This window comes from Mesorhizobium sp. M1A.F.Ca.IN.020.04.1.1 (assembly GCF_003997315.1).
GTDB lineage: Bacteria > Pseudomonadota > Alphaproteobacteria > Rhizobiales > Rhizobiaceae > Mesorhizobium.
The window spans coordinates 1-25068 of sequence record NZ_RZSN01000054.1 but is presented as its reverse complement, the minus strand read 5'-3'; the positions used below and the strand labels follow the sequence as shown (position 1 = coordinate 25068).

General features: G+C 64.6%; 27 protein-coding genes and 1 pseudogene. 16 read left to right on the top strand and 12 right to left on the bottom strand.

Annotated elements, in window-relative coordinates; all coding sequences use genetic code 11:
* Positions 1 to 55 precede the first annotated feature (55 nt).
* The 4 genes from EOA49_RS13660 (at position 56) to EOA49_RS13645 (ending at position 2633) form a co-directional block, all read left to right on the top strand.
* Positions 56 to 1204 (top strand): amidohydrolase, encoded by a 1149-nt coding sequence (locus EOA49_RS13660; protein ID WP_127240205.1) that lies wholly within the window; start codon positions 56 to 58, stop codon positions 1202 to 1204.
* 191 nt (positions 1205 to 1395) lie between these two features.
* On the top strand, positions 1396 to 1758 hold the full coding sequence (locus tag EOA49_RS13655) for a VanZ family protein (protein ID WP_067321824.1): 363 nt from the start codon (positions 1396 to 1398) through the stop codon (positions 1756 to 1758).
* The gene (locus EOA49_RS13650) at positions 1709 to 2074 is read left to right on the top strand and encodes a hypothetical protein (RefSeq protein WP_127243190.1); all 366 of its coding nucleotides are present in this window, start codon (positions 1709 to 1711) and stop codon (positions 2072 to 2074) included. The genes EOA49_RS13655 and EOA49_RS13650 overlap by 50 nt, the downstream gene beginning before the upstream one ends.
* Positions 2064 to 2633, top strand: coding sequence for a DNA-3-methyladenine glycosylase (locus EOA49_RS13645; protein ID WP_127241654.1), 570 nt, complete (start codon positions 2064 to 2066; stop codon positions 2631 to 2633). Before EOA49_RS13650 ends, EOA49_RS13645 begins: the two co-directional genes overlap by 11 nt.
* 18 nt (positions 2634 to 2651) lie before the next feature.
* Here the strand turns inward: EOA49_RS13645 and EOA49_RS13640 are convergent, their stop codons facing one another.
* Complete coding sequence (locus EOA49_RS13640; protein ID WP_095783366.1) at positions 2652 to 2942, bottom strand: DUF982 domain-containing protein; 291 nt, start codon at positions 2940 to 2942, stop codon at positions 2652 to 2654.
* A 149-nt stretch (positions 2943 to 3091) separates the two neighbouring features.
* Between EOA49_RS13640 and EOA49_RS13635 the strand changes: the two genes are divergently transcribed.
* A complete protein-coding gene (locus EOA49_RS13635; RefSeq protein ID WP_095778929.1) occupies positions 3092 to 3451 on the top strand; it encodes a hypothetical protein in 360 nt (119 codons plus the stop codon).
* Between the two features lie 98 nt (positions 3452 to 3549).
* On the opposite strand, the gene EOA49_RS13630 is transcribed toward EOA49_RS13635, so the two are convergent.
* Positions 3550 to 4152 (bottom strand): cupin, encoded by a 603-nt coding sequence (locus EOA49_RS13630; RefSeq protein ID WP_127241653.1) that lies wholly within the window; start codon positions 4150 to 4152, stop codon positions 3550 to 3552.
* A 216-nt stretch (positions 4153 to 4368) separates the two neighbouring features.
* Between EOA49_RS13630 and EOA49_RS13625 the strand changes: the two genes are divergently transcribed.
* Positions 4369 to 4893, top strand: a complete 525-nt coding sequence (locus EOA49_RS13625; protein ID WP_127241652.1) for a hypothetical protein — start codon at positions 4369 to 4371, stop codon at positions 4891 to 4893.
* 61 nt (positions 4894 to 4954) lie between these two features.
* Here EOA49_RS13625 and EOA49_RS13620 read toward each other — a convergent pair whose 3' ends face one another.
* The 5 genes and pseudogenes from EOA49_RS13620 to EOA49_RS13600 form a co-directional block, all read right to left on the bottom strand.
* On the bottom strand, positions 4955 to 6151 hold the full coding sequence (locus tag EOA49_RS13620; protein ID WP_127241651.1) for an arabinose transporter: 1197 nt from the start codon (positions 6149 to 6151) through the stop codon (positions 4955 to 4957).
* Positions 6152 to 6160: 9 nt separating this feature from the next.
* Positions 6161 to 7177 (bottom strand): zinc-dependent alcohol dehydrogenase family protein, encoded by a 1017-nt coding sequence (locus EOA49_RS13615; RefSeq protein ID WP_095824605.1) that lies wholly within the window; start codon positions 7175 to 7177, stop codon positions 6161 to 6163.
* A gap of 28 nt (positions 7178 to 7205) precedes the next feature.
* Positions 7206 to 7601, bottom strand: a complete 396-nt coding sequence (locus EOA49_RS13610; RefSeq protein WP_127215226.1) for a cupin domain-containing protein — start codon at positions 7599 to 7601, stop codon at positions 7206 to 7208.
* 19 nt (positions 7602 to 7620) lie between these two features.
* Positions 7621 to 8091 (bottom strand): cyclophilin-like fold protein, encoded by a 471-nt coding sequence (locus EOA49_RS13605; RefSeq protein WP_127241650.1) that lies wholly within the window; start codon positions 8089 to 8091, stop codon positions 7621 to 7623.
* A pseudogene (locus EOA49_RS13600) lies at positions 8088 to 9278 on the bottom strand (MFS transporter). The gene EOA49_RS13605 and the pseudogene EOA49_RS13600 overlap by 4 nt, the downstream one beginning before the upstream one ends.
* A 148-nt stretch (positions 9279 to 9426) precedes the next feature.
* On the opposite strand from EOA49_RS13600, the gene EOA49_RS13595 reads away from it, so the two are divergent.
* From EOA49_RS13595 to EOA49_RS13580, 4 genes are all read left to right on the top strand, one after another.
* Positions 9427 to 10320: a LysR family transcriptional regulator gene (locus EOA49_RS13595; protein WP_067321853.1), complete on the top strand. Its 894-nt coding sequence runs from the start codon at positions 9427 to 9429 to the stop codon at positions 10318 to 10320.
* 147 nt (positions 10321 to 10467) lie between these two features.
* The gene (locus EOA49_RS13590; protein ID WP_245460644.1) at positions 10468 to 11295 is read left to right on the top strand and encodes a transporter substrate-binding domain-containing protein; all 828 of its coding nucleotides are present in this window, start codon (positions 10468 to 10470) and stop codon (positions 11293 to 11295) included.
* Between the two features lie 49 nt (positions 11296 to 11344).
* Positions 11345 to 12625 (top strand): FAD-binding oxidoreductase, encoded by a 1281-nt coding sequence (locus EOA49_RS13585; RefSeq protein ID WP_127243192.1) that lies wholly within the window; start codon positions 11345 to 11347, stop codon positions 12623 to 12625.
* An 18-nt stretch (positions 12626 to 12643) separates the two neighbouring features.
* Positions 12644 to 13615: an amino acid ABC transporter permease gene (locus tag EOA49_RS13580; RefSeq protein ID WP_127241890.1), complete on the top strand. Its 972-nt coding sequence runs from the start codon at positions 12644 to 12646 to the stop codon at positions 13613 to 13615.
* Between the two features lie 3 nt (positions 13616 to 13618).
* Here the strand turns inward: EOA49_RS13580 and EOA49_RS13575 are convergent, their stop codons facing one another.
* Together EOA49_RS13575 and EOA49_RS13570 are read right to left on the bottom strand one after the other, a co-directional pair.
* The gene (locus EOA49_RS13575) at positions 13619 to 14434 is read right to left on the bottom strand and encodes a PfkB family carbohydrate kinase (RefSeq protein ID WP_127241891.1); all 816 of its coding nucleotides are present in this window, start codon (positions 14432 to 14434) and stop codon (positions 13619 to 13621) included.
* Positions 14435 to 14466: 32 nt separating this feature from the next.
* On the bottom strand, positions 14467 to 15480 hold the full coding sequence (locus EOA49_RS13570; protein ID WP_127241892.1) for an SIS domain-containing protein: 1014 nt from the start codon (positions 15478 to 15480) through the stop codon (positions 14467 to 14469).
* A gap of 187 nt (positions 15481 to 15667) precedes the next feature.
* Here EOA49_RS13570 and EOA49_RS13565 point away from each other — a divergent pair, with 187 nt between their 5' ends.
* The 4 genes from EOA49_RS13565 to EOA49_RS13550 all read left to right on the top strand — a co-directional run bounded on the left by EOA49_RS13565 (position 15668) and on the right by EOA49_RS13550 (position 19622).
* Complete coding sequence (locus tag EOA49_RS13565) at positions 15668 to 16399, top strand: GntR family transcriptional regulator (RefSeq protein ID WP_127243191.1); 732 nt, start codon at positions 15668 to 15670, stop codon at positions 16397 to 16399.
* A gap of 436 nt (positions 16400 to 16835) precedes the next feature.
* Complete coding sequence (locus EOA49_RS13560; protein ID WP_095801489.1) at positions 16836 to 17414, top strand: TetR/AcrR family transcriptional regulator; 579 nt, start codon at positions 16836 to 16838, stop codon at positions 17412 to 17414.
* Between the two features lie 39 nt (positions 17415 to 17453).
* Entirely contained in the window at positions 17454 to 18728 is a 1275-nt protein-coding gene (gene fabF, locus EOA49_RS13555) for a beta-ketoacyl-ACP synthase II (protein ID WP_095824610.1), read from the top strand.
* A gap of 78 nt (positions 18729 to 18806) precedes the next feature.
* Complete coding sequence (locus EOA49_RS13550) at positions 18807 to 19622, top strand: oxidoreductase (protein WP_127241397.1); 816 nt, start codon at positions 18807 to 18809, stop codon at positions 19620 to 19622.
* 73 nt (positions 19623 to 19695) lie between these two features.
* Here the strand turns inward: EOA49_RS13550 and EOA49_RS13545 are convergent, their stop codons facing one another.
* Positions 19696 to 21645: a GGDEF domain-containing phosphodiesterase gene (locus EOA49_RS13545; protein ID WP_245460641.1), complete on the bottom strand. Its 1950-nt coding sequence runs from the start codon at positions 21643 to 21645 to the stop codon at positions 19696 to 19698.
* 478 nt (positions 21646 to 22123) lie between these two features.
* On the opposite strand from EOA49_RS13545, the gene EOA49_RS13540 reads away from it, so the two are divergent.
* Positions 22124 to 23659, top strand: a complete 1536-nt coding sequence (locus EOA49_RS13540; protein ID WP_127241399.1) for an FAD-dependent oxidoreductase — start codon at positions 22124 to 22126, stop codon at positions 23657 to 23659.
* Positions 23660 to 23927: 268 nt separating this feature from the next.
* Positions 23928 to 24113, top strand: coding sequence for a hypothetical protein (locus EOA49_RS13535; RefSeq protein WP_066992988.1), 186 nt, complete (start codon positions 23928 to 23930; stop codon positions 24111 to 24113).
* 54 nt (positions 24114 to 24167) lie between these two features.
* Here EOA49_RS13535 and EOA49_RS13530 read toward each other — a convergent pair whose 3' ends face one another.
* Positions 24168 to 24500, bottom strand: a complete 333-nt coding sequence (locus tag EOA49_RS13530) for a hypothetical protein (protein WP_127215351.1) — start codon at positions 24498 to 24500, stop codon at positions 24168 to 24170.
* 47 nt (positions 24501 to 24547) lie between these two features.
* A partial coding sequence (locus EOA49_RS33065; RefSeq protein ID WP_206520174.1) for a hypothetical protein occupies positions 24548 to 25068 on the bottom strand: 521 nt, incomplete at its 5' end.

Genomic DNA, 25068 nt, shown 5'->3' with positions numbered 1-25068 from the left:
GCGCGAGCAGAACCCTATTGTGTTTGTGTGAGCTGCAAACCACGCGGAGACGAACGTGACCCTGACCAACCGAGACCTGGTCGAGCTGACGGAATGGCGGCGCAAGCTGCATCGGCAGCCGGAAATCTCCAACGAAGAGGAGAATACGGCGAAGGAGGTCGTCGACTTCCTCGCCGATACCGGGCCGGACAAGGTGCTGACCGGGCTCGGCGGCCATGGCGTGGCGGCGGTCTATGACAGCGGGCAAGCCGGGCCGACGGTGCTGTTTCGCTCCGAGCTCGACGCGTTGCCGATCCATGAGCTTTCGGGCGTCGCGCATGCCTCGCAGGTGCCGGGCAAGTCGCATATGTGCGGCCATGACGGGCACACAGCGATCCTGGCTGCGCTCGGCCGCCAGTTCGGGCGCCAGAGGCCGGCGCGCGGCCGCGTGGTGCTGATGTTCCAGCCGGCGGAAGAGACCGGCAATGGCGCGGCGGGCGTCGTTGCCGATCCGCGCTTTTCCGAGATCCAGCCTGACTTCGCCTTCTCGCTGCACAATCTGCCGGGCGTGCCGTTCGGCGAAGTGAGGCTCAAACCCGGCGTGGTGAATTGCGCCTCGCGCGGCATGCGGATCGTGCTCGAAGGCAAGACCGCGCATTCCTCCATGCCCGAAACCGGCAGCTCGCCGATGCTGGCGGTCAGTGAGTTGATGCCGCAGCTGCCGACGCTCGGGCGCGGCACCTTCGCCGTCGACGATTTCGCCATGGTCACCGTCACCCATTGCTCGATGGGCGAAGCGGTGTTCGGCATCGCGCCCGGCTATGCCGAGGTGTGGGCGACGCTGCGCACCCGCCGCGACGAGCGCATGGCGGAGTTGGTTGCAGCGGCGGAGGCGCTGGCGGCAAGAATCGCCGCCCAACACGGCCTTTCCGTCCGCCACAACTACCACGAGATTTTCGTGGCCAGCGTCAACGCGCCGGACGCGGTGGAGCATCTCGAGCGCGCGCTGGATGAGGAAGGCGTGTCGCGCGGCGAGGAAGCCTTGCCGATGCGCGCCTCGGAGGATTTCGGCATCTTCGGCCACAGCGCCAAGTCGGCGATGTTCTTCCTCGGAGCCGGCGAGCGCTACCCGGCGCTGCACAATCCCGACTACGATTTCCCGGACGACCTGATCCCGATCGGTTCGAAGATCTTCATGCGCGCGGCGCGCAATCTGCTGGGGTGAGCGGGCTGGAAAGGAGGCGCATTCTCCGGCCGGAATTGCGTCGGAACAGAGAGACAGGGCAGTTCACCTTTTCCATGACACGCTGAACTGAGACGGTGCGCAGGCCGGCCGGACAGCTTTCGCTGGCGGTTTGCGTGTGCCGCGTAGCGCCCTGTATTGTTATGCCGGCTTGCCGCTTGTATGAGCGGGGAATGACCTCGATCTCCCGTCTTACCGCCCTCGTGCTGCTGGCGGCCATCACGTTTGCCACCCTCTCACCCGTCCAAATGCGCCCGCATCTCGGTGAGGCGAACATGGAACGCGCACTGGCCTATGCCCTGTTCGGCCTTGCCTTGGCCTTCGGATTCCGCGCCCGCCTGATGCACGCAATGCTGTTTGTCTGCGCCGCGGCCGGCCTATTGGAATTGCTGCAGGCGGTCGATCCCGGCCGGCATGCCCGGCTCCAGGATGCGCTCGTGAAAGCGGCGGCCGGGCTCATTGGGATTGCCTTGGCGCGGATTGTGTTTGCCGTCGCGAGCAGGGCCGTCGATCGTTCGGCAGGTCCGAGGATTTGAATCCCGGCACGGCAGCGCAGGCAATAGCCGCGCGGAACCCGCTTGGGGTTCTTCGCTGGCGCGGCGCTATCGCGCGGAAAAGGTCCGCGAGGTCGGCGACCGGATCATCAAAAACCAGCTGGCGCGGTACCGGCGCGAGATCGCGCCCGACCTCGATCTGTGCGATGCGGCGGCGCTCATCGAGACGCTCCTGGAGAACGTGGTCCACCCCGCCATCGAACGGCACCCGGCCAGCGTCGCCGGCGAACGCGCGATGGGCCAGTGCCGCAGGATGATTATGGCCTATCTGACGAGCGTTGACCGCCATGCCGCCTAGCGCTCACGCCGACCAGCACCACAATTTCTTCGCGCGCGAAGCCGTAACTGTGGCGCGCGCCTTGATCGGCGCGCGACTCGGCCTCGCCGGCGTCGGCGGCATCATTGTCGAGACCGAGGCCTATCGCCCCGACGATCCGGCCTCGCACAGCTATCGCGGCCGCACGCCGCGCAACGCGCCGATGTATGGCGCCCCCGGCACGGCCTATGTCTATCGCTCCTACGGCTTGCATTGGTGCCTGAACGCGGTGTGCTTGCCGGGCAGCGCGGTGCTGATCCGCGCGATCCATCCGCAGTCCGGCATCGCCGCCATGCGCGACAGGCGGGGAACCGACGATGACAGGCTGCTCTGCTCCGGCCCGGGCAAGCTCTGCCAGGCGATGGGCGTCGACGGCTCGCATAACGGCCTGTCGCTCATCGCGCCGCCCTTCGAGTTTGCCGCCTCGGAAACCAACGCGGCCGCTATCCTGAGCGGACGCAGGATCGGTATCACGAAGGGCGTGCAGGCGCAGTGGCGGTTCGGCCTCGGCGGATCGCCTTATGTCAGCCGGAAGTTTTGACAGATCGATAGCGATCGATCACGCCGCCATCCATTCCTGCGCGGCACGCGCCGCGGCCAGTTCCATTGCTTCGGCAGCGAGAATGCCGCGCGACCTCGCGAACGCTTCGAAGGCGACGCGTGCGGCTTCGGCATCCTGTTCACCCGCGACCGCCGCCCGGCACAGCGCGAGGGTCGTTGCGTAGGTCGGGCTGCGGCTGCCCGTCCATTCGTCGAGAAACTGATAGGCCTCGAAGACGGTGTTTATCTCGCGCGGAAAGCCGAGCCCGACGAAGATTGCGACGGGCTGAGAGAAACGCTTGGCGGGCATTGGTGTGGGCTCCATGAGGTAAGCTGCTTCGACAACGCGCGTCCCGCAGGCCGGTTGCAGCTCGAAAGCGATTTTGGTTCCCGTCGACGGACGCTTGCCCGAAGCCTCCGTGTGTGTTTTCTCGCCCGCACATTAGGAAAGGCTTGCGGATGCGAATCGCAATGATCCTCGCGCTCAGCGCGGCGCTGGCTGGATGCGTGACCTCTCCGGTCGACTACGGAGCGAAGCTGTCGCAGCAGGACCCGAAATGGGCCTCGCCGGAATGCCAGCAGGCCCGCATTGCGGCCTCGGACTACGACGTGCGCGAAAAGGAGCATCCCGGCTGGGGTTTTGGCGTGCTGCTCGGCCCGTACAGCATGGGGATGGTGGCGGCGGTGAAGGAGCATGAGCAGCAACAGCGACGGCTTCTTGCCCGCCAGGTGCACCTGCAATGCTCCAGCCAGCCGTTGCCCAAGGAGCTGGATTTCGATCCGGCAACCTACGCGCCGAAGAAGACGCAATATCCGTAGGCGAAAGCGCGCCGCTACGCCTGCAAATCGGCGGCCGCTGTTTCTTGTTGAAGGCGTAGGTGGGGATGGCCACGCTTGATGGCGAGGACGCTTGACATTCAGCGTTCGCCCCACGCCTTCAGCAATGGTCCGTCGGGCCCATAGACCGGGTCGTTGCGCGGCCGGCTCACCTTCGGGATCATGCGTAGCGCTTCCGCGTGCTTCTCGGGCTTGGTGCATTCGTCATAGGTGCCGGAGGGCGGATAGGCGCCGACGACGAGGAAATCGTCGGAAGCCGAGAGCCGCTGGTGACCGGTGCCGGCCGGCAGGACCGCGACGTAGCCGGCCTTGACCGTGAGCGCGCGGCCCTTGTCGCCGCCGAAGCGCACCTTGGCCGTGCCGCGCGCAATGCCCAGCACCTCATGGGTGCGCGAGTGGTAGTGGACATAGTCGTAGATGCCGTTGCGCCAGCTGTCGCCCCAGCCATTCGCCTTGAATAGCTCCTCGAAGACGGCTGCCGGATCGAGATCGTCCGGCAACGTCACGGCGCCGCGGTAAACGATCAGCGGCCACGACGGATGGTTCGGAACCAGGCCGTCGTCCTTGAAGCGGAATGCATTGGCTTTCCTCTGCCTTACTAGATCCGCGAGCCTGGACGTGCCCGGTCTTGCGATCCCAGTCAGCTTCTCCGCTGCTTTCTTGATGCTCTCGACAATGCTCAAATCCGGGCCCTCCATAAGTGCCGCTTGCAACGCCTTGCGACCTCGGCCGAACTCAACCCGTGGGGACAGCCTTGGTTCCAGAGGTTGGCGACGCACGATCGCGGCACGAGCGACCCGGATTGCTTCCCGGCATCGCAGCGGTCAAGCTGCGGGAGGTTGCCGGCATCCCATGCGCGACACCGGCAATGGCCGCGCGCCCTTCCCGAGGAGTTCAAAATGCGTGCATTTTGCCTTTCGACCATCGGCGTTTTCGTTTCGGTGCTGCTTGCGGCATCCGCCTTCCCGGTCCTCGCTTCAGGCAGCGCGGCGAAGGGCCAAAATCTCCATCGACTGTGCCGCCAGGTGAAGAACGACGATACGATCCGCGCCTACTCGCACGAGCTCTACGGCGGCACGGTCAAGGCGTTCAAGAAGCTCTTTCCGGACGCCAAGGGCGCGCCGGCGGAATCGGAACTGCAGGCGCAGGCCAACTACCGCTGCATGAACGGCAAGGTGCTGGCCTGCTTCGTCGGGGCAAACCTGCCCTGCGCCAAAATGAACGCCGCGCGCGACAATCCCGGCGCGGACGAATTCTGCAGGACCAACCCGAATGCCGACGTCGTGCCAGCCTTCGCGACCGGTCACGACGCGCTCTATTCCTACAAATGTCTGGACGGCAAGGCGGTGGTGACCGGCGAGACCTGGGTGCTCGACAAGCGCGGCTTTGCCGCCCGGTTGTGGGCCGAAGTGCCCCGGCACTGAGGCTGACCGAAGAGCCGATCTGACGACCTGCAGAGACGGCTTAGCGGCGGCGCGCTTTCCGTTACATCCTTGCCCGGGCTGACCTGCGGCGAAGCAAGAGCGCGATGGCCAAAGCCGGAAGTGCCGCCGCGGCGGCGGCGAGGAAGACGAACCGCAGCCCGGCGGACGCGGCGATCAGGCCGAGCGCCGGGCTGCCGAAGCCGAGCGCCACGTCGAGAAAGACGGTGTAGAGTCCCATGGCAAGGCCGCGGCTGCTTGCGGGGAGATGGGCGACCGCCTCGGTGCCGAGGCCCGGATAGACCAGCGAGTAGCCGAGCCCGGTCAGGCCCGCTCCGATTACCGCGACGAGCGGCCCCGGCGCCAGCCAGATCGATAGAAGGCCCGCCGCCTCGACCACCACGAAGATGGCGGCGACGCGGGCGCCGCCGAGACTGTCCGGCAGGTGGCCGAAGCACAGCCTTGCCGCGATCAGCGATGCCGCATAGGCGGTGAAGGGAAGCCACGCCGGATGCCAGCCGCGCTCGGCAAAGAGCAGCGCTGCGAAGGACAGGATCGCGCCATAGCCGAGGCTGCTGAGGGCTGCTCCGACGCCCGGAAGCCAGACCGCTTGCGCGACGCTCGTCCAGGACTGCGGCGCGGCGCTGCCGGCGGCCTTGACGCCGCGCATCGGTAGAGTGGCGAGCAGTGTTGCAAGGGGCAGGACCATTGTGGCAAGAGCGATCGCGGCGAAGCCCCCGGCTTCATAGAGCGCGGACCCGATCGGCGCGCCGAGCGCCAGCGCCGCGAACATTGCCATGCCGATCCAGGCGATGACCTTGCCGGGGTTCTGTCCGCCGGCAAGCGCCAGGCCCCAGGCGACGCCGCCGGTGATGATGAAGCTCTCGGCCGCGCCCAGCACCGCCCTGCCGACGAAGAGCACCGTCGCGGACGCGGTCGGCTGAGCGAGCAAGGCCAGCGAGCCGAGATAGATAAGCCCGGCCAGCGCGGCGGCGACAAGGCCGACCACGACGGCGCGCTTGCCGCCACGCAGATCAGCATAGTTTCCGGCACCAATGCGCGACAGCAGCGAGGCGACGAACTGGCTGCCCGTCACCAGCCCGACGGCGAACGGGCCGAAGCCGAGCCTGTCATGCAGATGCAGCGGCAGGACGGGCAGCGCCAGGCCGATGAGCAGGAAGCCGGCAAAGATCGCCGCCATGATCGGCACCAATCTCGCCATCGTCCGGCTTTCATCGGCTGCAGTGCCCGTCGCGACCATCGCCGGCGCCTAGACCTCGAGCATGACCTTGATCGCGCGCCGTTCGTCCATGGCGCGGTAGCCTTCGGCGACCTTGGTCAGCGGCAGCTTGAGGTCGAAAACCTTGCCGGGCTTGATCCTGCCCTTGAGCACGCGCTCCATCAGGTCGGGCAGGAAGCGGCGCACCGGCGCCGGGCCGCCCAGCATGCGCTTCTGGCCGAAGAACAGTTTCTGGCCGTCGAAGCTCACGCCATGCGGCACGCCGACATAGCCGATGGTGCCGCCGGGGCGCGAGCAGGCCAGCGCCTGGTCGAAGGATTCGGCCGTACCGACGCATTCCAGCACCGAGTCCGCGCCGACGCCCGCGGTCAGTTCCTTGATGCGGGCGATGCCTTCCTCGCCGCGCTCGGCCACGATGTCGGTCGCGCCGAATTCGCGCGCGAGTTTCTGGCGGCTCTCGTGCCGGCTCATGGCGATGATGCGCTGCGCGCCCATCTCGCTCGCCGCGAGCACGCCCATCAGGCCGACGGCGCCGTCGCCGACGACGACAACGGTCGATCCTTCGCGCACCTCGGCCGCATCCGCCGCATACCAGCCGGTGCCGAGCACATCCGAGACGGCCAACAGGTCAGGCACCAGGTCGGCCGGCGGAACCTCGGAAGTCGCCACCAGGGTGCCGTCGGCCAGCGGCACGCGGGCATAAGGCGCCTGCGCGCCCGACATGAACTCGCGTTGCACGCAGGAAGACTGGAAGCCGAAGCGGCAATGCGGGCAGGTGTTGTCGGAGAGGCAGAAGGAGCCGACGACGAACTGGCCGGGGCGCACGTTGCGCACCTCCGCGCCGACCTCGACGACGATGCCGCAATATTCGTGGCCCATATGCATCGGGCGATCGATCGGCTGCAGCCCGCGATACGGCCACAGGTCCGAGCCGCAGATGCAGCTCGCCGAGAGCTTGATGATGGCGTCCGTCGGGCGAAGGATCTTCGGGTCCTCGATTTCCTCGCAGCGGATATCGCCGGGCTTATGAAGAACAGTTGCGAGCATTTTGCTTTCCTTTTCGTTCGATCGGTGATCAGGCGCCGTAGTCGGCGTCGCTGACATGTTCCAGCCAGTCCACGACCTTGCCGTCCTTGACCTCCTGGAGGGCAATGTGGGTCATGGCCGTCTCGGGCGACGCGCCGTGCCAATGCTTCTCGCCGGGCGCGAACCAGACGACGTCGCCGGGGCGGATCTCCTCGAGCGGCCCGCCCTCGCGCTGCACGCGGCCACGGCCGGAGACAACGATCAGCGTCTGCCCCAGCGGATGCGTATGCCAGGCGGTGCGGGCGCCGGGCTCGAAGGTGACCTGCGCGCCCTGCACCCGCGCGGCATCGAAGGGATTGAAGAGCGGATCGATCCGGACCGTGCCGGTGAACCAGTCGGACGGCCCCTTGCCGGACGGCCTCGTGCCAGCGCGAAGAATGTCCATGGTGATCTCCTTTGCGTTCTCACATGCGTTCGATGCGCAGCGGGAACTCGCCGCGTATGTGCAGGGCCTCTTCGCCCCCGTCGAAGCGGCCGAGCCTGATCAGCCCGGGATGGCGGTAGTCGGCGTAGAACATCGCCAGATTGCCCCAGGACACGAAGTAGCAGAGGTCATAGGGCTGCTCGTTGCCGAACGGGCCGCTGCCCTCTTCGGTCAGCTTGCGCGGCAGATAGGCGATCTTCTCGTTACGCGCGTAGTCGTCGATCGTGAGATCGAGCGGCAGCATGGAAAAGAAATCGCGTGCCGAAGGATTGTCGTAGAGCGTGGCCGTCATGGTTCGGCCATCGAATGTCATTCTGATCTTCATGTCGGCGGGTTCCTGGCTGGCCGGGCCCCTGCCCTGCTGGCTGCGGGCGCGCCGCGGCAGGAGCGTTGATGCGAGCGCGGCGCCGAGCAATGCGCGGCGACTGAGCTTGGGATGGCCGGTCGTCATGGCACGGCCCTCCCGCCCATGCGCGATGCGGCGAACGCGGCGAGCGCCGCTCCGCAAAGCAGCGCCGCGCCGAAGGCAAAGGCTCCCCACCAGCCGACCGTGTCGAAAAGCGTGCCGCCGATCGCAGCGCCGCCGGTAATGGCAAGCTGGATGACGGCCACCTGCAACCCCGCCGCCGGCCTCCGCGTCTTCAGGCAGCGTGCGGCTGAGCCAGTGCCCCAGCCGACGGGCGCGGCCGTGCCGAAGAAACCCCAGACGAAAAGCAGCAGGGCCGTGGGAAGGGGTATTGCGCCGAGGGCGATGAGCGCGAGCGCAAGCACGGCCATGACCAGCGGAATGACGATCAGGATGCTGAACAGACGCGCGCGCAGCAGCCGGCCGATGCACCAGGTGCCGCCGACGCCCGCGAGCCCCATGACCAGCAGGATCGCCGAAAGCGTCGCGACGTCGACCTGGGTGACCCTTTCGAGGAAGGGACGCAGATAGGTGAAGAGCGCGAACTGGCCCATGAACAGCATCATGACCGATGCCATGCCGATGGCGACCGGAGGACGGCCGAGAAGAGCTAGGCTGTTGCCCGGCCGCTTTCGCCGGCGCGGCGGGAGCGGTGGCAGGCTGAGCCACTGCCAGACGAGCGCCAGGAACCCGAGCGGCACGACCAGGAAGAACGCGCCGCGCCAACCGGCATAGGCCCCAAGCAGGCTGCCCAGCGGCGCGGCAATGGTGGCCGCGACGGCGTTGCCGGCGTTCAGCATGGCGAGGCCCTTAGGGACCTGCTCCTCGGGGACGAGGCGCATGACGATCGCGGTCGACATCGACCAGAAGCCGCCGATCGCCATGCCGAGCAGCGCGCGGCCGGCCATCAGGAACGCGTAGTTGGAGGCGAAGGTGACGGCAAGCCCGGACGCGATGAGAAGCACAGTGAAGCCGGTGACTACCAGCCTGCGATCGATGCGGCGCGTCAGGCCGGCGACCAGCAGGCTGGTCACGACAGCGAAAATGCCCGAAATCGAGATCGCCTGGCCCGCCCGACCCTCGGTGATACCGAGATCGGTCGCGATCGGCGACAGCAGGCTGACCGGCATGAACTCCGAGGCGATGAGCACCGAAACGCAAAGCGCCATCGAGAGCACCGCGCCCCGCATGGCGCGGTCTTCGACAAGCCTTGTGTCGTAAGTGGTTTCCATTCGGGGGCATCCTTGCAAGCGGGGCGCCGGAATCGGCCACGGCCGCCGCGACCTGCCCGGAAGATATTGCAGTGCAACCAATTCGATTAGAGCAGATAATCCGTATGGACTTATCGACCTGTGATATAAATCGACCAGGAGGTTCTCCATGCAGCGCGGCGACATGAAAGATTTGCTGTGGTTCCTGGCTGTCGCCCGGGAGCGCAGCTTCACCAGGGCAGCGGCGGAACTCGGCACGTCACAGTCGACGCTCAGCCACACCATCAAGCAGCTGGAAGCCCGCCTCGGCGTTCGCCTGCTTACGCGCACGACGCGAAGCGTGGCGCCGACGGAAGCCGGCGAGCGGCTCTACCAGTCGCTCGCCCCACGCTTCGAGGAGATCGAGGCCGATCTCGCGGGTCTGGTCGCCTTCCGGGACAAGCCCGCTGGCACGGTACGCATCACGCTGTCCGACCATGCGCTGGAGACGACGGTCTGGCCGAAGCTCGAGCCGATGCTCTGCGACTATCCCGACTTGCGCGTCGAGCTCTACAGCGACAACGGCATGCGCAACATCGTGGAGGAGCGCTTCGACGCCGGCGTGCGACTTGGCGAGAGCGTCGACCGGGACATGATCGCGGTGCGGATCGGCCCCGACTGGCGGCTGGTGGCCATCGCCTCGCCGGATTATTTTTCCCGCCGCCCAGTCCCGAGGACACCGCAGGATCTGGTCGGGCATGACTGCATCGGCCTGCGGCAGGCGACGTTTGGCGGGCTCTATGCCTGGGAGTTCGAGAAGAAGGGCCGCGAGCTTCGGGTCCGGGTCGATGGCCAGCTGACCTTCAACTCGACCCTGCCGATGATCGATGCGGCGCTAAGCGGCTACGGCATCGCTTATGTCCCGGAAAACCTCGTCAGCCGCCACATCGCGGAGGGGCGGCTGACGCTCGTGCTCGACGATTGGAGCCTGCCCTTTCCGGGCTATCACCTCTATTATCCGAGCCGGCGGCAACTTTCTCCGGCGATGGCAGTCGTCGTCGAGGCGCTTCGGCATCGGAGTTGAGCCTGGGGCCGGGGGCGGCAAGAGCGCCGAGCAGTGGACGCTCATTGCAGGCTGAACTCGGCAATGCCCGACAAAAGATGCTTGACTCGCCCTGCCCCTTCCGGACAATTGTGTTGTCAGACATCTTACATACGAGAGGGAGGTTTCGTGAGGAGATTGATCGCTTGTTTCGCGCTGGCTGCCGGCGCGCTCGCATTCGTGTCGGCAGCGCGAGCGGGAGAAACCCTGGATCGCGTCACATCCAAGAAGGCCATGGTGGTCGCGACCAACAGCGGCTGGCCGCCGCAGAGCTTTCTCGACGAAAGCAACCAGTTGGTGGGTTTTGATATCGACGTCTCGAAAGACATCGCCAAGCGTCTGGGCGTGGAGGTCAGCTTCGAGACGCCCGACTGGGCCACAATGACCGGCGGCCACTGGCAGGGCCGCTACGACCTCGGCGTCGGCTCGGTAACGCCGACCAAGGCCCGGGCCAAGGTGATCGATTTCGCCGGCATCTATTATTACAGCCCTTATGTTTACGTGGTCCACAAGGACAGCAAGGCGAAGTCCGTGAACGACCTGAACGGCAAGGTGATCGGTGTCGAAACCGCCACCACTTCGGAAGATTTCATCCGCCGTCAGCTGGAGATCGACGCTCCGGGCCTTCCGCCAGTCGAATATAAGCTGCAACCGGGCGAGATCCGGACCTTTGCCGATTCCATGCTGCCATTCGACGATTTGAGACTTGGGGACGGCGTGCGGCTCGACGCAGTCATCGCGCCCGAGCAGACCGCCCAGAACGCCATCAAGAACGGGTATCCGCTGCGCATCCTCGAGGGCGACTACGCCTTCCGCGAGCCGCTGGTGGTGATCGCGGACAAGGGTGACGCCGAGTGGACCACCAAGATCGGCGGCATCATCGACCAGATGAAAAAAGACGGCACACTCGCCACGCTGACCACCAAATGGTACGGCAAGAACTACAGCGCCGAATGACGTTCGTCGCGGGCGGCTTTGAAGGCCGCCCGCTCTCATGCGATTCATCATGACCTATCCCGATACTTACTATCGCCGCACGCTTGCCGACGAGAAGGTCAGACCACCTTTGGCCGGTCTGGCCGAATGCGACACGGTCATTGTCGGCGGCGGACTGGCCGGTCTGACGACGGCGCTGCAGCTGGCGCGCGCCGGGCGCGAGGTCGTCCTGCTCGAAGCCGAGCGCGTCGGCTTCGGCGCCTCGGGCCGCAACGGCGGCTTCGTCAGCCCCGGCTTCGCCACCGGCAGCGACAATATCGCCGCGATGGCCGGCGCCGCGGCGGCACAGAAGCTGCACCGATTGTCGATCGAAGGCGTCGAATTCGTGCGCCAGACGATCAAGGATCTCGACATCAAGACGGCAAAGCCTCGCCCCGGAATTATCGGCGTGCTTCGCCATGACGGCGGCGCCGAACTGAAGGCCCACGCCGAACGGCTGGCGCGGGATTTCGACTATCCGCTCGAATATCTCGAGCGTGACCAGGTGCGCGCGGTGCTGCAGTCCGAGCGCTACTATCAGGGCCTGCGCGACGCCAACGCCTTCCACATGCATCCGCTCAACTATCTGCGCTCCGTCGCCGAGGAGATCGAGAGGCTGGGCGGCAGGATCCACGAGGCGACGAGCGCCGTCGAGGCGAGACTCGACGGCCCGCAAAAGACCATGCGCACAGCAAACGGCGAAGTACGCGCGCGGCAGGCGGTGTTCGCCACCGGCGGCTACACAGGACGGCTGCTCGGCCAGTTGAGGCGGGCCATGTTGCCGATTGCGACCTATGTGATGCTGAGCGAGGAGGCCCCGGAGCTCATCGCCAGCGCCATCGCGACGACCGACGGCATAGGCGATAGCCGCCGCGCCGGCGACTACTACCGCGTCGTGGAAGACGGGCGGCGGCTGCTCTGGGGTGGACGCATCACCACGCGGGCCGCTTCGCCGGCGGCGCTGGCCAGGGAATTGCGCCGGGAGATGGTCGGAACCTATCCTCAGCTCGCTGCGCTCAAGACCGAACTCGCCTGGTCGGGGCTGATGGCCTACGCCCGGCACCTGATGCCCCAGATCGGACAGCTGCAGCCAGGCGTCTGGTATCTCACGGCGTTTGGCGGCCATGGCATCAACACCACCGCCATGGCCGGCAAGGTGGTGGCCGAGGCGATACTCGGCCAGTCGGACCGTTACCGGCTGTTCGAACGGTTCGGACTGACCTGGGCGGGCGGGCCGGTTGGGCTTGCCGCGGCGCAACTCACCTATTGGAAGCTACAGGCGCAGGATTGGTGGCGCGAACGCCCCCGCTGACCACAGGGAGATCGACAGGTGATCGGCAGACTGCTGCTCAATTATCCGGACGCCGCGCGTCGCATCGGCATGTGCCTGGCGCTCGCCGCGTTCGCTGCAGGCCTCTACGGGCTTGGCATCAAAGCCGACTGGATCGGCAAGCTGGTTCCGAGCTCCCTCGAATGGCTTGCCGCCAATCCCGCGGCAGCGCGGGGCGTTTCGGCGGTGCTGATCGCGCTGATCGCGGCGGCCAACTGGAAAGCCCTGCAGCAACTCGGGCGCAAACAGCAGATCGTGGCGGTGTGGATCGAGCTGTTCGTGTTGCTGATGCTGTTCTTCTATTCCTTCGACCTGTCGTTCTCTTTCATTGGCAGGAAGATCGGCTTCCTCGTCTCGCAGGGCGTGGTGACGACGCTCTACATCTCCGCCATTTCGATCGCCATCGCCACGGTCATCGCCTTCATCGGCGCCATAGCCAAGCTCTCCAAGAACGGCGTCGTCTATGGCCTGGCAACGTTCTACACCTCGCTGTTCCGCGGGCTGCCGTTGCTGATGCAGATCTACATCATCTATCTCGGCCTGCCGCAGGTCGGCTACGTGATCGGGGCCGTGCCCGCCGGCATCATGGCTCTGTCGCTTTGCTACGGCGCCTACATGACCGAAATTTTCCGCGCCGGCATCGAAAGCATTCCGCGCGGCCAGACCGAGGGCGCCACCGCGCTTGGCCTCAGCCCCAACCAGACGATGTTCCTGGTGATCCTGCCGCAAGCGATGCGCGTCATCGTTCCCCCGACCGGCAACCAGTTCATCGCGATGCTGAAGGATTCCTCGCTGATTTCGGTGGTCGGCGTATGGGAGATCATGTATCTGGCGCGCACGCAGGGCCAGACCGAGTTCCGGCACATCGAGATGCTGATCACCGCCTCGATGATCTACTGGCTGCTGTCGATCGGGCTCGAATTCCTGCAGTCCCGCATCGAGGAACGGTTCGGGCGCTCGCTGAAGCGCTGAACGTCAGTGCGGCATTCCCTCCTGGGGGAAGCCGCCGAGATGGCAGCAGGTCAGCGCGGCGCGGTCGCGGCCGCTTTCGAGACATTGCAACAGCGGCTTTTTGGCCAGCCAGGCGTGGAGAAAGCCGGCAATGAAACTGTCGCCGGCGCCGGTCGTGTCGACGACCTCGACCGGACGGATGCCGGTCTCGGCGCGCTCGCGGGCCGTCACCGCCATCGATCCCTCGGCACCGCGCATGACGACGGCGCAGCCTGCGCCGCGCGACAGAAGGTCCACCGCCATCGCCGCCGCGGCACCATAGGGTTCGCCGGTCGAGCAGAAGGCTATGCTCAGGCCCTCGACGCCGAGATTGGCCGGATCGGCGTTGACCGAAATGTCCTGCGAGACGCTGACGCCTGCCCGCGACAGGCGCCTGCGCAAGGCGCCGCCGTCATCCAGCCAGCCGATATGGACGTGATCCATCGCCTCCATGATGGCAAGTTCGGCCTCGTGCGGCGCGTATCCGGCGCAGGCGCCGAAATCCTCGGCGGCGATCAGCCGCTCACCTGACGGCAACACTTTGATGTCGGTCCAGGCGGTGTTGCGGTCGCCGAGTCGCAGGTGGTCGACCACGACCCGATTGGCTTCGAGCTCGGCGCGGGTGCGCTCGCCTTCGGCGTCGCGGCCAACGGCACCGAAATAGAAGCTCCTATTGCCAAGCCGGGCGAGCTGGACGGCGACGTTGAGCGCGTTGCCGCCGACCAGCGAGCGCCCGATCGGCAAGCCGAGGCGGTCAGTGCAATTGTCGCCGACGGCGGCAAATCGAAATTGAGCCGTCATATCCCCTCTGCTACGCCGCTAAAGGCACGCGCTCAATAGGCTACGCGTTTATAGTAGCGGCGCGTCGTCAGCGGGTGGTTGCGGATCACCTCGAGATGAGCACTGACGCGTTCGAGGGCGGTGGCCAGCACGACCGGCGAAACCAGCGCGCGCACGTCCGCAGAAATGCCGGGCAGTTCGAAGGCGGCCGTGTCGAGCACCGTCGTCTTGTCCGTGTAGTTAGCTGCGAAATTCTCGACCCGCTCGGCCAGCGGCCGGGCGCTGTCCTCGCCCTTGAAGAGAACAACGCTCACGTCTTTTTCCACCAGCTCCAGCGTGCCGTGGAAAAAATCGGAGGCATGCACCGGACGGGTCCGGATCCATTGCATCTCTTCCAGGATGCACATGCCGTAATACCAAGCCTGCGGCCAGACGTTCCCGGCGCCGGTTATGATGTGATAGTCGGAGGCGGCCAGTTTTTGGGCGAAGTCGGCGGCTTGCTTTTCATAGCTCCGCTTCACCTCCAGCAGCAATCGCGGCAACTGCGCCAGCTCGGCGAAAATCCGTTCGGATTCGGCCAGCTCGCCGCGATGCTTCAGCACCGAAAGCGCGATGAACAGCGACTGGAGGTAGAAGGACTCGCAGGAGGTGTCGTCCTCAGCGAAGTTGACGAAGACGTGGTCCCCGCCCCTGCCGAGCGGCGTCTCCTCATGCCCAACCAGCGCGATCACCGTCGCTCCGATCTCCTTGATCCTAGCCAGCAGCCCCACGCTTTCCTTGGTGGTGCCCGAGAGCGAAGGCAGCACGACGATCGATTTCTCGGTCAGGTGCACGGATTGGGCAAGCTGCAGCTCGGCAGTGATATCGACGAAGGCGGGAAAGCCGGACCGGCGCTGCAGCAATTGTGCGGCCGGATGCATCAGAATCGCCGCGCCCCCGGTGCCGAGGAAGAAGATGTTTTGAGCCCCGGCGGCGAGACATTGCGCAACGGCGGTTTCGATGCGCTCCCGCAAAGCCACCGCCCCCGATTGAATGCGTACAAACCGGGCTTCGTCGAAATTGAGCATCGTTCCCTCGATCGCATCTGTTGTAAGACAACTGACATCTTGCTGAGCGCATTTCAAGAGAAATCTTGCGGACCGGCTCCGGTCCAATTGCGTATGCAGCAAGTGAGGCGCCACGACATGCCCCCGCTTGACCTAGCCGCGATTGTCCGACAACAAAAGGAGAGTTGGCACTATGGGGATCACGGACTTGGACGAGCCGCTTCGGGATGCGCGCACACTGGCGGTCCAGCTCCGCGACCGCCTTGCCGACCTGATCAGAAGCGAGGGGCTCAAGCCCGGCGACCGGCTGCCGACCGAGTCGCAGTTGACGCAGCGCTTCCGCATCTCGCGCCCTGCCCTGCGCGAAGCGCTGAAACTTCTCGAACAGGACGGCGCCATTTCCGTCACCCACGGCCTCGGCCGCTTTGTCACGGCGAACTCTGCCGTGCAGGTCGACCGGCCGATAACGATGTTCGAAAGCGTGACCGACATGTCGCGCCATTACGGCTACGACACCATCAACAAGGTTCTGTCGATCGCCGAGGAACCGCCCGATCCGGTGATCCAGCAGCAATTGCGGCTGGCCGACGGAGAGCGCGTCATAAGACTGGAACGGCTGCGGCTGCACAACGACGTGCCCCTCATCTACTCGCTGGATTACGTGCCGCGCAGCCTTTTGCCCGGCCGCCTTTTCGACATCGAATGGAGTGGTTCGCTGCTCGCGCTGTTGGAGAAACACCGCCATCAGCCGCGTATGTCGGCCGCCTCGGTTTCAGCCGTGACGCTGCCGGACGAAATCGTGCAGCGCAACGACCTGCGCGATTTCGGGCCGGCGCTGCTCATTACTGAAACCTGTTTCGATGCGACCGGGACACCGGTCGTCTATGCCGCTGTCTATCATCGCGGCAGCCATTTCGCCTTCAGCTTCGCACGGCGGTGACGCCCAACGCCGGCGATTCGGGCCGGCGACGGCGGTGTTCGCCGGGACGCTGCCGATTGGGAATTGAGTTCGAGAATAGCCTTCGAATAGGTCCTCTGGTCCACGCGTCTTTTGTTAGGTCCTGGCCAACGCTCTGAGACTCTTGTCCGGCAGCTTGCCAGGCCGCGATCCGTGGCGGGGTAGTCCGGCAGCGTTGCGCTCATCTGCATGTCGCCCACGGTCGAGACCGTCACCTCCCCGCCGGATCTCGAGAGCGCGTAGAGCTGTTCGCGGTGGCCCGGCAAGGAGAAGCTCACGGAATCCCGGTCGGCGGGCGCATCTGGCCTGCCGCAAACCTACGCCCGACGAACCGCCTATCCCGGATCCTTAATTAGATTGCGCTCAGTCTCTAAATGGCATATAGATTTCGTACGCAATCTAAATATGGAGGCCGATCATGCGCGTGAGCCGCATTCAGGCTGAGAAGAACCGGCAGACCGTGATCGACGTGGCCAGCCGCCTTTTTCGGGAACATGGGTTCGACGGCATCGGCCTCAAGGATCTGATGAAGGGTGCCGGGCTGACCCAAGGCGCCTTCTACAAGCAGTTCGCGTCGAAGGAGGACTTGGTCGCACAGGCTTCCAGACGGGCGGTGGAGAGTACGGCTGCCCGATGGGCGACAGCGACCGCAGCCAATCCCAGCGATCCGCTTGGGGCGGTGATGGCATTTTACCTCAGCATGGGCCATCGCGAGCAAAGGATGGACGGCTGCCCGGTCGCGGCGCTCGGCTCGGATGCCGCCAGGCAGCGGGCCGAGGTGAAAGGGTCGTTCGAAGCCGGCATCAAGCAGTATCTCGAAATCATCGGCCGGTTGATCGCCGCGACCGACGTAGACGAGCCCAACAGCAAGGCCATGGCCATTCTTTCGACGATGGTCGGCGCGCTGACGTTGTCGCGCGTCGTCAACGACCCCGACCTCGCTCAGGCCTTTCTGGATGCGGCCACCGAACAGGTTCGCGACGCAGTCACGGCTTGAACCGCGCGGGACTGACGACCGGGATTGATAGGAGAATAGATGCGACGGATCGTTGTAACGGGCATGGGCGCGGTCACGCCGCTTGCGGCGGATGTCGAGACGTCCTGGTCGCGTCTCCTGGCCGGCCGCTCTGGTATCCGCAGGCTTGCGGACGAGGTGGTGGAAGATTTGCCGGCGAAGATCGGCGGCGTGGTTCCTTCCCTGGAGGATGATCCCCAAGCCGGCCTCGATCCGAACGGTTTCCTGGCGCCGAAGGATCAGCGCAAGGTCGACCGCTTCATCCTGTTCGCGCTGGCCGCTGCAGAAGAGGCGCTTGCCCAGGCGAGATGGAAACCGGCCTCGGAAAAGGATCGGGTTCGCACGGCGACGATCATCGCTTCAGGTGTCGGAGGTTTTCCCGCCATCACCGAGGCGGTACGGACCGTCGACCAGCGCGGCGTTCGGCGCCTTTCACCGTTTACGGTGCCGTCTTTCCTGGTGAACCTCGCGGCTGGCCACGTCTCGATCCGCTACGGCTTCAAAGGCCACATCGGCGCGCCGGTAACCGCATGCGCCGCCGGCATCCAGGCGATCGGCGATGCGGCTCGCATCATCCGCGCCGATGAGGCCGATATCGCTTTGTGCGGCGGCACCGAGGCATGCATGAACACAGTCAGCTTGGGCGGCTTCGCAGCGGCACGCTCGCTTTCGACCTCCTTCAATCACCGCCCCGATCAAGCTTCTCGTCCGTTCGACATGTCGCGGGACGGATTCGTCATGGGCGAAGGCGCCGGCATCCTGGTCATCGAGGAATTGAGCCATGCGCTGGCTCGCGGCGCGAAACCGCTCGCCGAGGTCGTCGGCTACGGCACCACGGCGGATGCCCATCATGTCACTTCCGGCCCCGAGGACGGCGATGGCGCGCGACGTGCGATGGAGATCGCGATTGCCCAGGCCGGCATCTCGCCACGCGACATCCGCCACCTCAATGCGCATGCGACCTCCACGCCGGTGGGCGACCTGGGAGAAATCGAAGCGATCAAAAGGGTCTTCGGCGCGGATTTCTCGATCGCCGTCAGCGGGACCAAGTCGGCGACCGGACACCTGCTCGGCGCTGCCGGCGGGCTCGGCGCGATCTTCACGATATTGGCGCTCAGGGACCAGGTGGCGCCGCCAACCCTCAATCTGGGCGCGCCCGATCCGGCCGGCGACGGCATAGACTTCGTCGCGAACCAAGCCCGGCCAATGGAAATGGACTACGCGATCTCCAATGGGTTTGGCTTCGGAGGTGTGAACGCCAGCGCGCTGTTCCGGCGCTGGGACGGACAGGCATGAACGGTCGAGCCGCTCCCTGGCTGCGGCTTTTGTTTCGGCCTTCCGATTTCCCCACTCCAGCCGCAAGAAAGTGATCTCATGGAAAAGACCAATCCTGGCGTCGCCCTCGTCACAGGCGCATCCTCGGGCATCGGGCGCGCAACAGCCGCAGCCCTCCGGAACGCGGGCTTTCGCGTGTTCGGAACCAGCCGTCGCGCGATCTCCGAACAGTCCGACGGCGTTACCATGCTGACCGGCGACGTGACCGACGACGCGTCCGTATCGAAGCTGGTCGAAGAGGTGCTGGCCGAAACAGGGCGCATAGACTTGCTGGTCAACAATGCCGGCATCGGCCTGCTTGGCGGCGCGGAGGAGTCCTCGACTGCGCAGGCTCAGGCGCTTTTCGATGTGAATGTCTTTGGTGTCATCCGGATGACCAACGCGGTGCTGCCGACAATGCGACACCAACGCAGCGGCAGAATCGTGAATTTGAGTTCCGTGCTGGGCCTGATTCCGGCTCCCTATTCCGCTCTCTATGCGTCGACCAAGCATGCGATCGAAGGCTATTCAGAATCGCTGGACCATGAACTGCGCTCGTTCGGAATTCGCGTGGTGCTGGTCGAGCCCGCCTACACCCGCACGTCATTTGAAGAAAATCTCGCCAGGCCCGATCAGTTGCTGGACATCTATGGCATCGCGCGCGCCGGCATGGATGTGGTTCTGCGGAAAGCCATCGAGACAGGCGATGCGCCCGAGGTCGTGGCCAAGACGGTCTTGCAAGCGGCGACCGCCTCCGTTCCGCGGAGGCGCTATGCTGCCGGAAAAATGGCTCGCCAGATCAGCTTGCTGCGCCGTTTCGTTCCCGAATCCGCCTTCGACAAGAGCCTGCGAAAGCAAAACGGCCTGCCGGCCTGACATCCAAGTCGCCGACAGTGGTCATTCGAGGCTCTCTGACACATGAGTTGGGCAGCCGCAGCCGCCCACCCCCTTAGGCGGCGCTGCCGGTTCGGCGCGACGGGAGTTGCCCGGGATCAAAGGCGGCATTTGCGGCGGCAGAGGTGTCGAAACGCCTCGGCTCGAAGGCCAGCGCATCGTGCATGGGAAGCGCTGCCGAGAAGAGGAAGCCCTGCCCGATCATGCAATCGAGCGAGCGCAGGATCAGGCGATCGGCGTCCGTTTCGACCCCCTCCGCCATGACCTCTATGCCAAGCGTTCGTCCGAGATCGATGACGGCCTTGACCAGCGCCTGATCTTCCACGGATTTGGCCAGATCGCGAACGAAGTCCTTGTCGATCTTGATCTTGCGGATCCGACTGTCCTTCAGCGAAACCAGGGTCGAAAAGCCGGTGCCGAAATCGTCCAGCACGATCGATATGCCCGCGTCCGCCAGGCGTTCCAGCTTTTCGTCGACCCGGGCGCGATCCACGGGCGCCTCTTCGGTAATCTCTATCTCGAGCATGGCCGCGGGGACATTCCTCGTCTTCAGGATGTCCAGTATCATATCGTCGACATTGCCTGCCTCGAGTTCACGCGGCGACAGATTCATCGCAACGCGCACATCCTGGCGCCCTTTCCTCGCCAGTTCCTCGATCATGGAGCAGCAATTGAGAAAGACCTTCTCCGTCAGCAAGGAAAGCAGACCGGTTTCGCGTGCCGCTGTCACGATCTCCGGCGGGGGAATGGCGCCGTGAACCGGATGCTGCCACCGCAGCAGCGCTTCGAAGCCGGCGACCGCTTGCGCGTCCAGCCGCACGATGGGCTGGAACCATGAGCAAAGCGTGCCTCTCTCGATGGCTGCGCGCAGGTCGCGCTCGATGCAGTGCTTGCGTTCGAGCCCCTGATCGAGCTCGGCATCGAAGAGGCAGTATTCGTTCCTGCCGCTGCGCTTGGCCGCGTAAAGCGCGAAGTCGGCGCGCAGCAGCATCTCCGTCAGTCGCGGTGTCTCCGATACGTATATACCGATCGAGGCGCCGACACGCACCGATTTCAATGCCGGATCCGGATTGGCGATGGCCGCGATGATCAAGGACGCAAGCTCGTCTATCGAGTGCTGCGAGCTTGCGGCGGGAAAGAGCAGCACGAACTCGTCGCCGCCGATGCGCGCGATCGTTGCCCCCGGCGGCGCGTGGTTCTCTATCCTGCGCGCGACCCGGACCAGCAGGTCGTCGCCGATATTGTGACCATAGGTGTCGTTGACGGATTTGAAGCCGTCGAGATCGATCAGCATGGTCACGAACGGACCGTCGGAAAAACCCATCTCGCCGATTGCGTGCTCGAGCCCGTGCCTGTTGAGCAAGTTCGTCAGCGGATCGCACCTGGAGTTTCGTTCCATCCGGGCCGCGAACGCCCTCGCCTCGTATTTGAGGCGGCTCGTCTCCTTGAAGCGGGTCTGCCCGAGCAGCGAGCTTCTGATCATGCCTCCAAGAAAAAGCAGGACCGTGAGGCCGAGGACGTAGTTCTCGATATTGCCTTTCGCCAACACGCATCCTGCGGCGATCAGAAGCGGCAATGTCAAGAAGTTGATCGAAGCCGGCGCGTATGACGCACCATAGGTGACCGAACCGGCCGACAGGCCGGCGAGCACGATCAGATAGAGCGGCGCCTGGGGGGTGGTGTATCCATCCGACAGCACGGCCAGAAAAGACCAGGCGATGCCCGATGCCAGCGCTAACAGCCCGTAAACGGAAAGTCGCGCATCGACCGGCCTCGACCGGCCATCGGGCCCATTAAAGGCAATTTCCGGCTGGGTGAGGGCCAGTCCTATGCGGGCGCCGTTGATGATGGTGACCGCCACAAACCACAGCGCCGCCGCCGGGCCACCGCCCGAGAGCATCTGCACGGCCAGGATCAGGGCCGAGAGAACGGTGCCGATGGGCATCGAGATGAAAAGGCCCTTCTTCAGGTCAGCGAACTGATCCCGCAGAATTCCCGCTTCCACGGCTTCGCTTTGCCCCTGAAGGGCTGAACCTGGGCCGGGCTGGTCGGAATTTCTCATGCCTAGTGGCTAAACGAGCGGAATGAAAATCGCGTTAAGGATTTCAGCGACTTACGCCGCATCAGTCATGGATAGGCGAGCGCGACGGTCCGGCCCGCCTCCCCATCGGGGTCGAGGCTGTCCACAACTCCAGCCGAACGGACTGTTCCCCACGCTGCCTCTGCGCTTCGATCTACCCCGGTGTGGCGGGAGTTTGCGAAAATCTTTGGGTCCGTTTGGAAACCGATCTGACGAAACTCCATCAAATCATTCGTCGGCCGCTACGGTCACCAAAGGATGGGTGTCGATGTCGTGACAGGCCTCGAACTTTGCCCATCGACTGGCGCAAAGCAGGCCAGGCGATCGTTGATTTGCCCAAACCAGCGTCGGGAGTCAGTCTGGCTCGGTCGGACTCCAATCGAATAGCGCAGGGAGAAAGAAGATGGCTCAAGACCACTCTAAATCGAACGGACCGGATCTGGCCCAAGGCATTGCGCTAGCCGACCTTGCCGATGGCGCAAAGCTGGTCGGTCACTGTGGCGATGAACAGCTGCTGTTGGTGCGCCGCGGGACAGAGGTCTTCGCAATCGGAGCGGCGTGCACGCATTATGGCGGGCCGCTGGTCGACGGTCTTGTCGTGGAGGATACCGTTCGATGTCCGTGGCACCACGCCTGCTTCGATTTGCGCACCGGCGAAGCCGTGCGTGCGCCTGCGTTCAGTCCACTCGCCTGCTGGTCGGTGGAACATCGCGGCGATCGCATATTCGTGGGCGAGAAGCGCAAGCGAGCGGCTCAAACGCCCGGCAGCGGAGGCGCTGGCCAGTTTGCCGGCAGAATCGTGATCGTCGGAGGCGGCGCGGCCGGTTTCGCAGCCGCCGAAAGACTACGGCGCGAAGGCCATCAGGGCAGCATTGTCATGCTCAGCGACGACGAGGCGCCGCCCGTCGATCGCCCCAACCTTTCCAAGGACTACCTCGCCGGCAAGGCGCCGTCGGACTGGGTTCCGCTGCGTCGGGAAAGCTTCTATGCCAAGAACGGCATTGATCTGCGCCTCAAAGCCAGCGTCGCCGACATCGATGTCCGGTCCGGCGAGGTCGTGCACGCAGACGGGAACCGAACTGCCTACGACCGTTTGCTGCTTGCTACGGGAGCCGAACCGGTCCGCCTCATGATCCCGGGCGCCGATCAGCCACAGGTCCATACGCTGCGCTCGCTCTCCGACTGCAGCACGATTATCGAGGAAGCCGAGACGGCCCGCAGCGCCATCGTGCTGGGCGCCAGTTTCATCGGCCTCGAGGTTGCCGCGTCCCTGCGTGCGCGGAACATCGAAGTTCATGTCGTCGCGCCCGACGAACGGCCGATGGAGCGGGTCCTCGGGCCGCAGATGGGCGACTTCATCCGCAGCCTCCACGAGCAAAATGGCGTCGTCTTTCATCTCAAGGACACCGCGACCGCCATCGACGGCACGAACGTGCAACTGAGCAGCGGCCTTACGCTGACCGCGGATCTCATCGTCGCTGGCATCGGCGTGCGGCCGCGGCTCGGGCTTGCCGAAAAGGCTGGGCTCAGGCTCGACCGCGGCATCATGGTGGACGCCTTTCTGGAGACGAGCGCGCCGGGCATTTTCGCGGCAGGCGACATTGCGCGATGGCCCGATGCCCACTCCGGCGAATACATCAGGGTCGAGCACTGGGTGGTCGCAGAAAGGCACGGACAGACGGCAGCTCTGAACATGCTCGGACAGCGCGAGAAATACACTGCCGTGCCGTTCTTCTGGAGCCAGCATTATGACGTCCCGATCAACTACGTTGGACATGCGGAGCGATGGGACGAGATCGCGGTGGAAGGCGACATCGCCGCCAAAGATTGCCTCCTGCGTTTCAAGCGCAAGGGACGCACACTGGCGGTCGCCTCGATTTTTCGCGACATCGAAAGCCTGAAGGCCGAATTGGAGATGGAACGCCAGAGCGCTACCTGATGAAGCATGCGGAGGCCGCTTAGAGCAGCGCACGCACGGAGGCGGCCGGCGTCGGTCTGCAATGCGCTCAAATCCGACATCCGACCGGAACGGCCGACCGCTGCAAATGTGATGCAGTTGAGGACCAAAGGCCGTTTTGCCGTTTCAGACGGCCTGGCGAAGGCTGATTTGCCGCCATGCGATCGGCGGTACCAATCGCCTACGAAAAGCAACAACGCGATGAAACCTTTCAGGGCTTCTTTCCGTTCGGTCGGAGGAGGATCCAACAATGACCGAACCCGGCGAAAGCAGTTCCCATAACCGGATCGACGACAAGCAGCTCGTCATTTTGCTGAAACAGAAAACAGGCATTTCGGACGCGCAAGCCAGGAGGCTGATAAAAGCGGTTGGACGCGATCGTCCTGCGCTGTTGCGGGAAGCCAGAATCATCAGGGCGAGGCACTCGGGCGTCTAGTTCACGCCGCCGCTTGAGCCGGTCGATGGGCCTTTCCGAAAAACGGCCATCCCCTCAGCGTGCGACCAGCCGAGAAACCTTGAGCCGCGGCGCGAAGAAGCAGCGCAAATAGGGCTGATTGGTTATCACGTAGTTGTTTTCGCAGATATGATATTGGCCATCCGGTGATTCCTGAACCCGGTCTCGCGGGATGTTGAAACCGTCGGGCAAATAGGTATAGCCGCCGTCGGCTCTGGACCGCACCGAAGACTGAGGGATGGCGCGGCAATCTTGACTGCCGCAGCACTTGAATCTCGTTACCGGGTCAATCTTGTCTTCGTACCAATCATGCGCATTGGCGCCTGTTGCGGCGGCAATGCACATGGCTGTGAAGATGACCCTTCGCATGGCATTCCTCGTGTGCGGAGGCGCTGCTCATTCGGGCGTCATGTATATTAGCGTTGCGCCGAAAATGCCATTGCATCGCGAAGGCCCGGCACGGCAGCCGTCTGCCTCGCCCGCTCACACCAGCCATCGTTTTGGATGGTCTCGCCGGTCATGAACGCGTTCTGCATAAGATACAGACAGGCGGGCGCGCGATGTCGGAGGGCGTGGCGAAGCGCTTTTAGTCGTTGGTTGCTGCGTCTCGTTGCCCCAGAATCGCTTGTGCCTCCTGGCGGCATGCACAAGAATCGGCGGCTTGCGCAGACCTGCCGATTGCGAGATGGTGGGCGATGATCGCCGGTAGGTATCTGGATCACAAATTGGAATGCCCGTATTGCGGTGTGATCCGGTTGCAGATCCCCATCGATGCTCAACCCATTACCCAAATCCATTGTGCCGAATGCGGCAAATATCTGGGTACGTGGGACGAACTCCAGACCGACTTCGAGCGCCAGGGCGGCACCGAGGGGGTGTTCCGTCTGGACAAAGGGCGTATCCAGAAGCTCGCTTCCAGCCAATAACGAACCGCCGG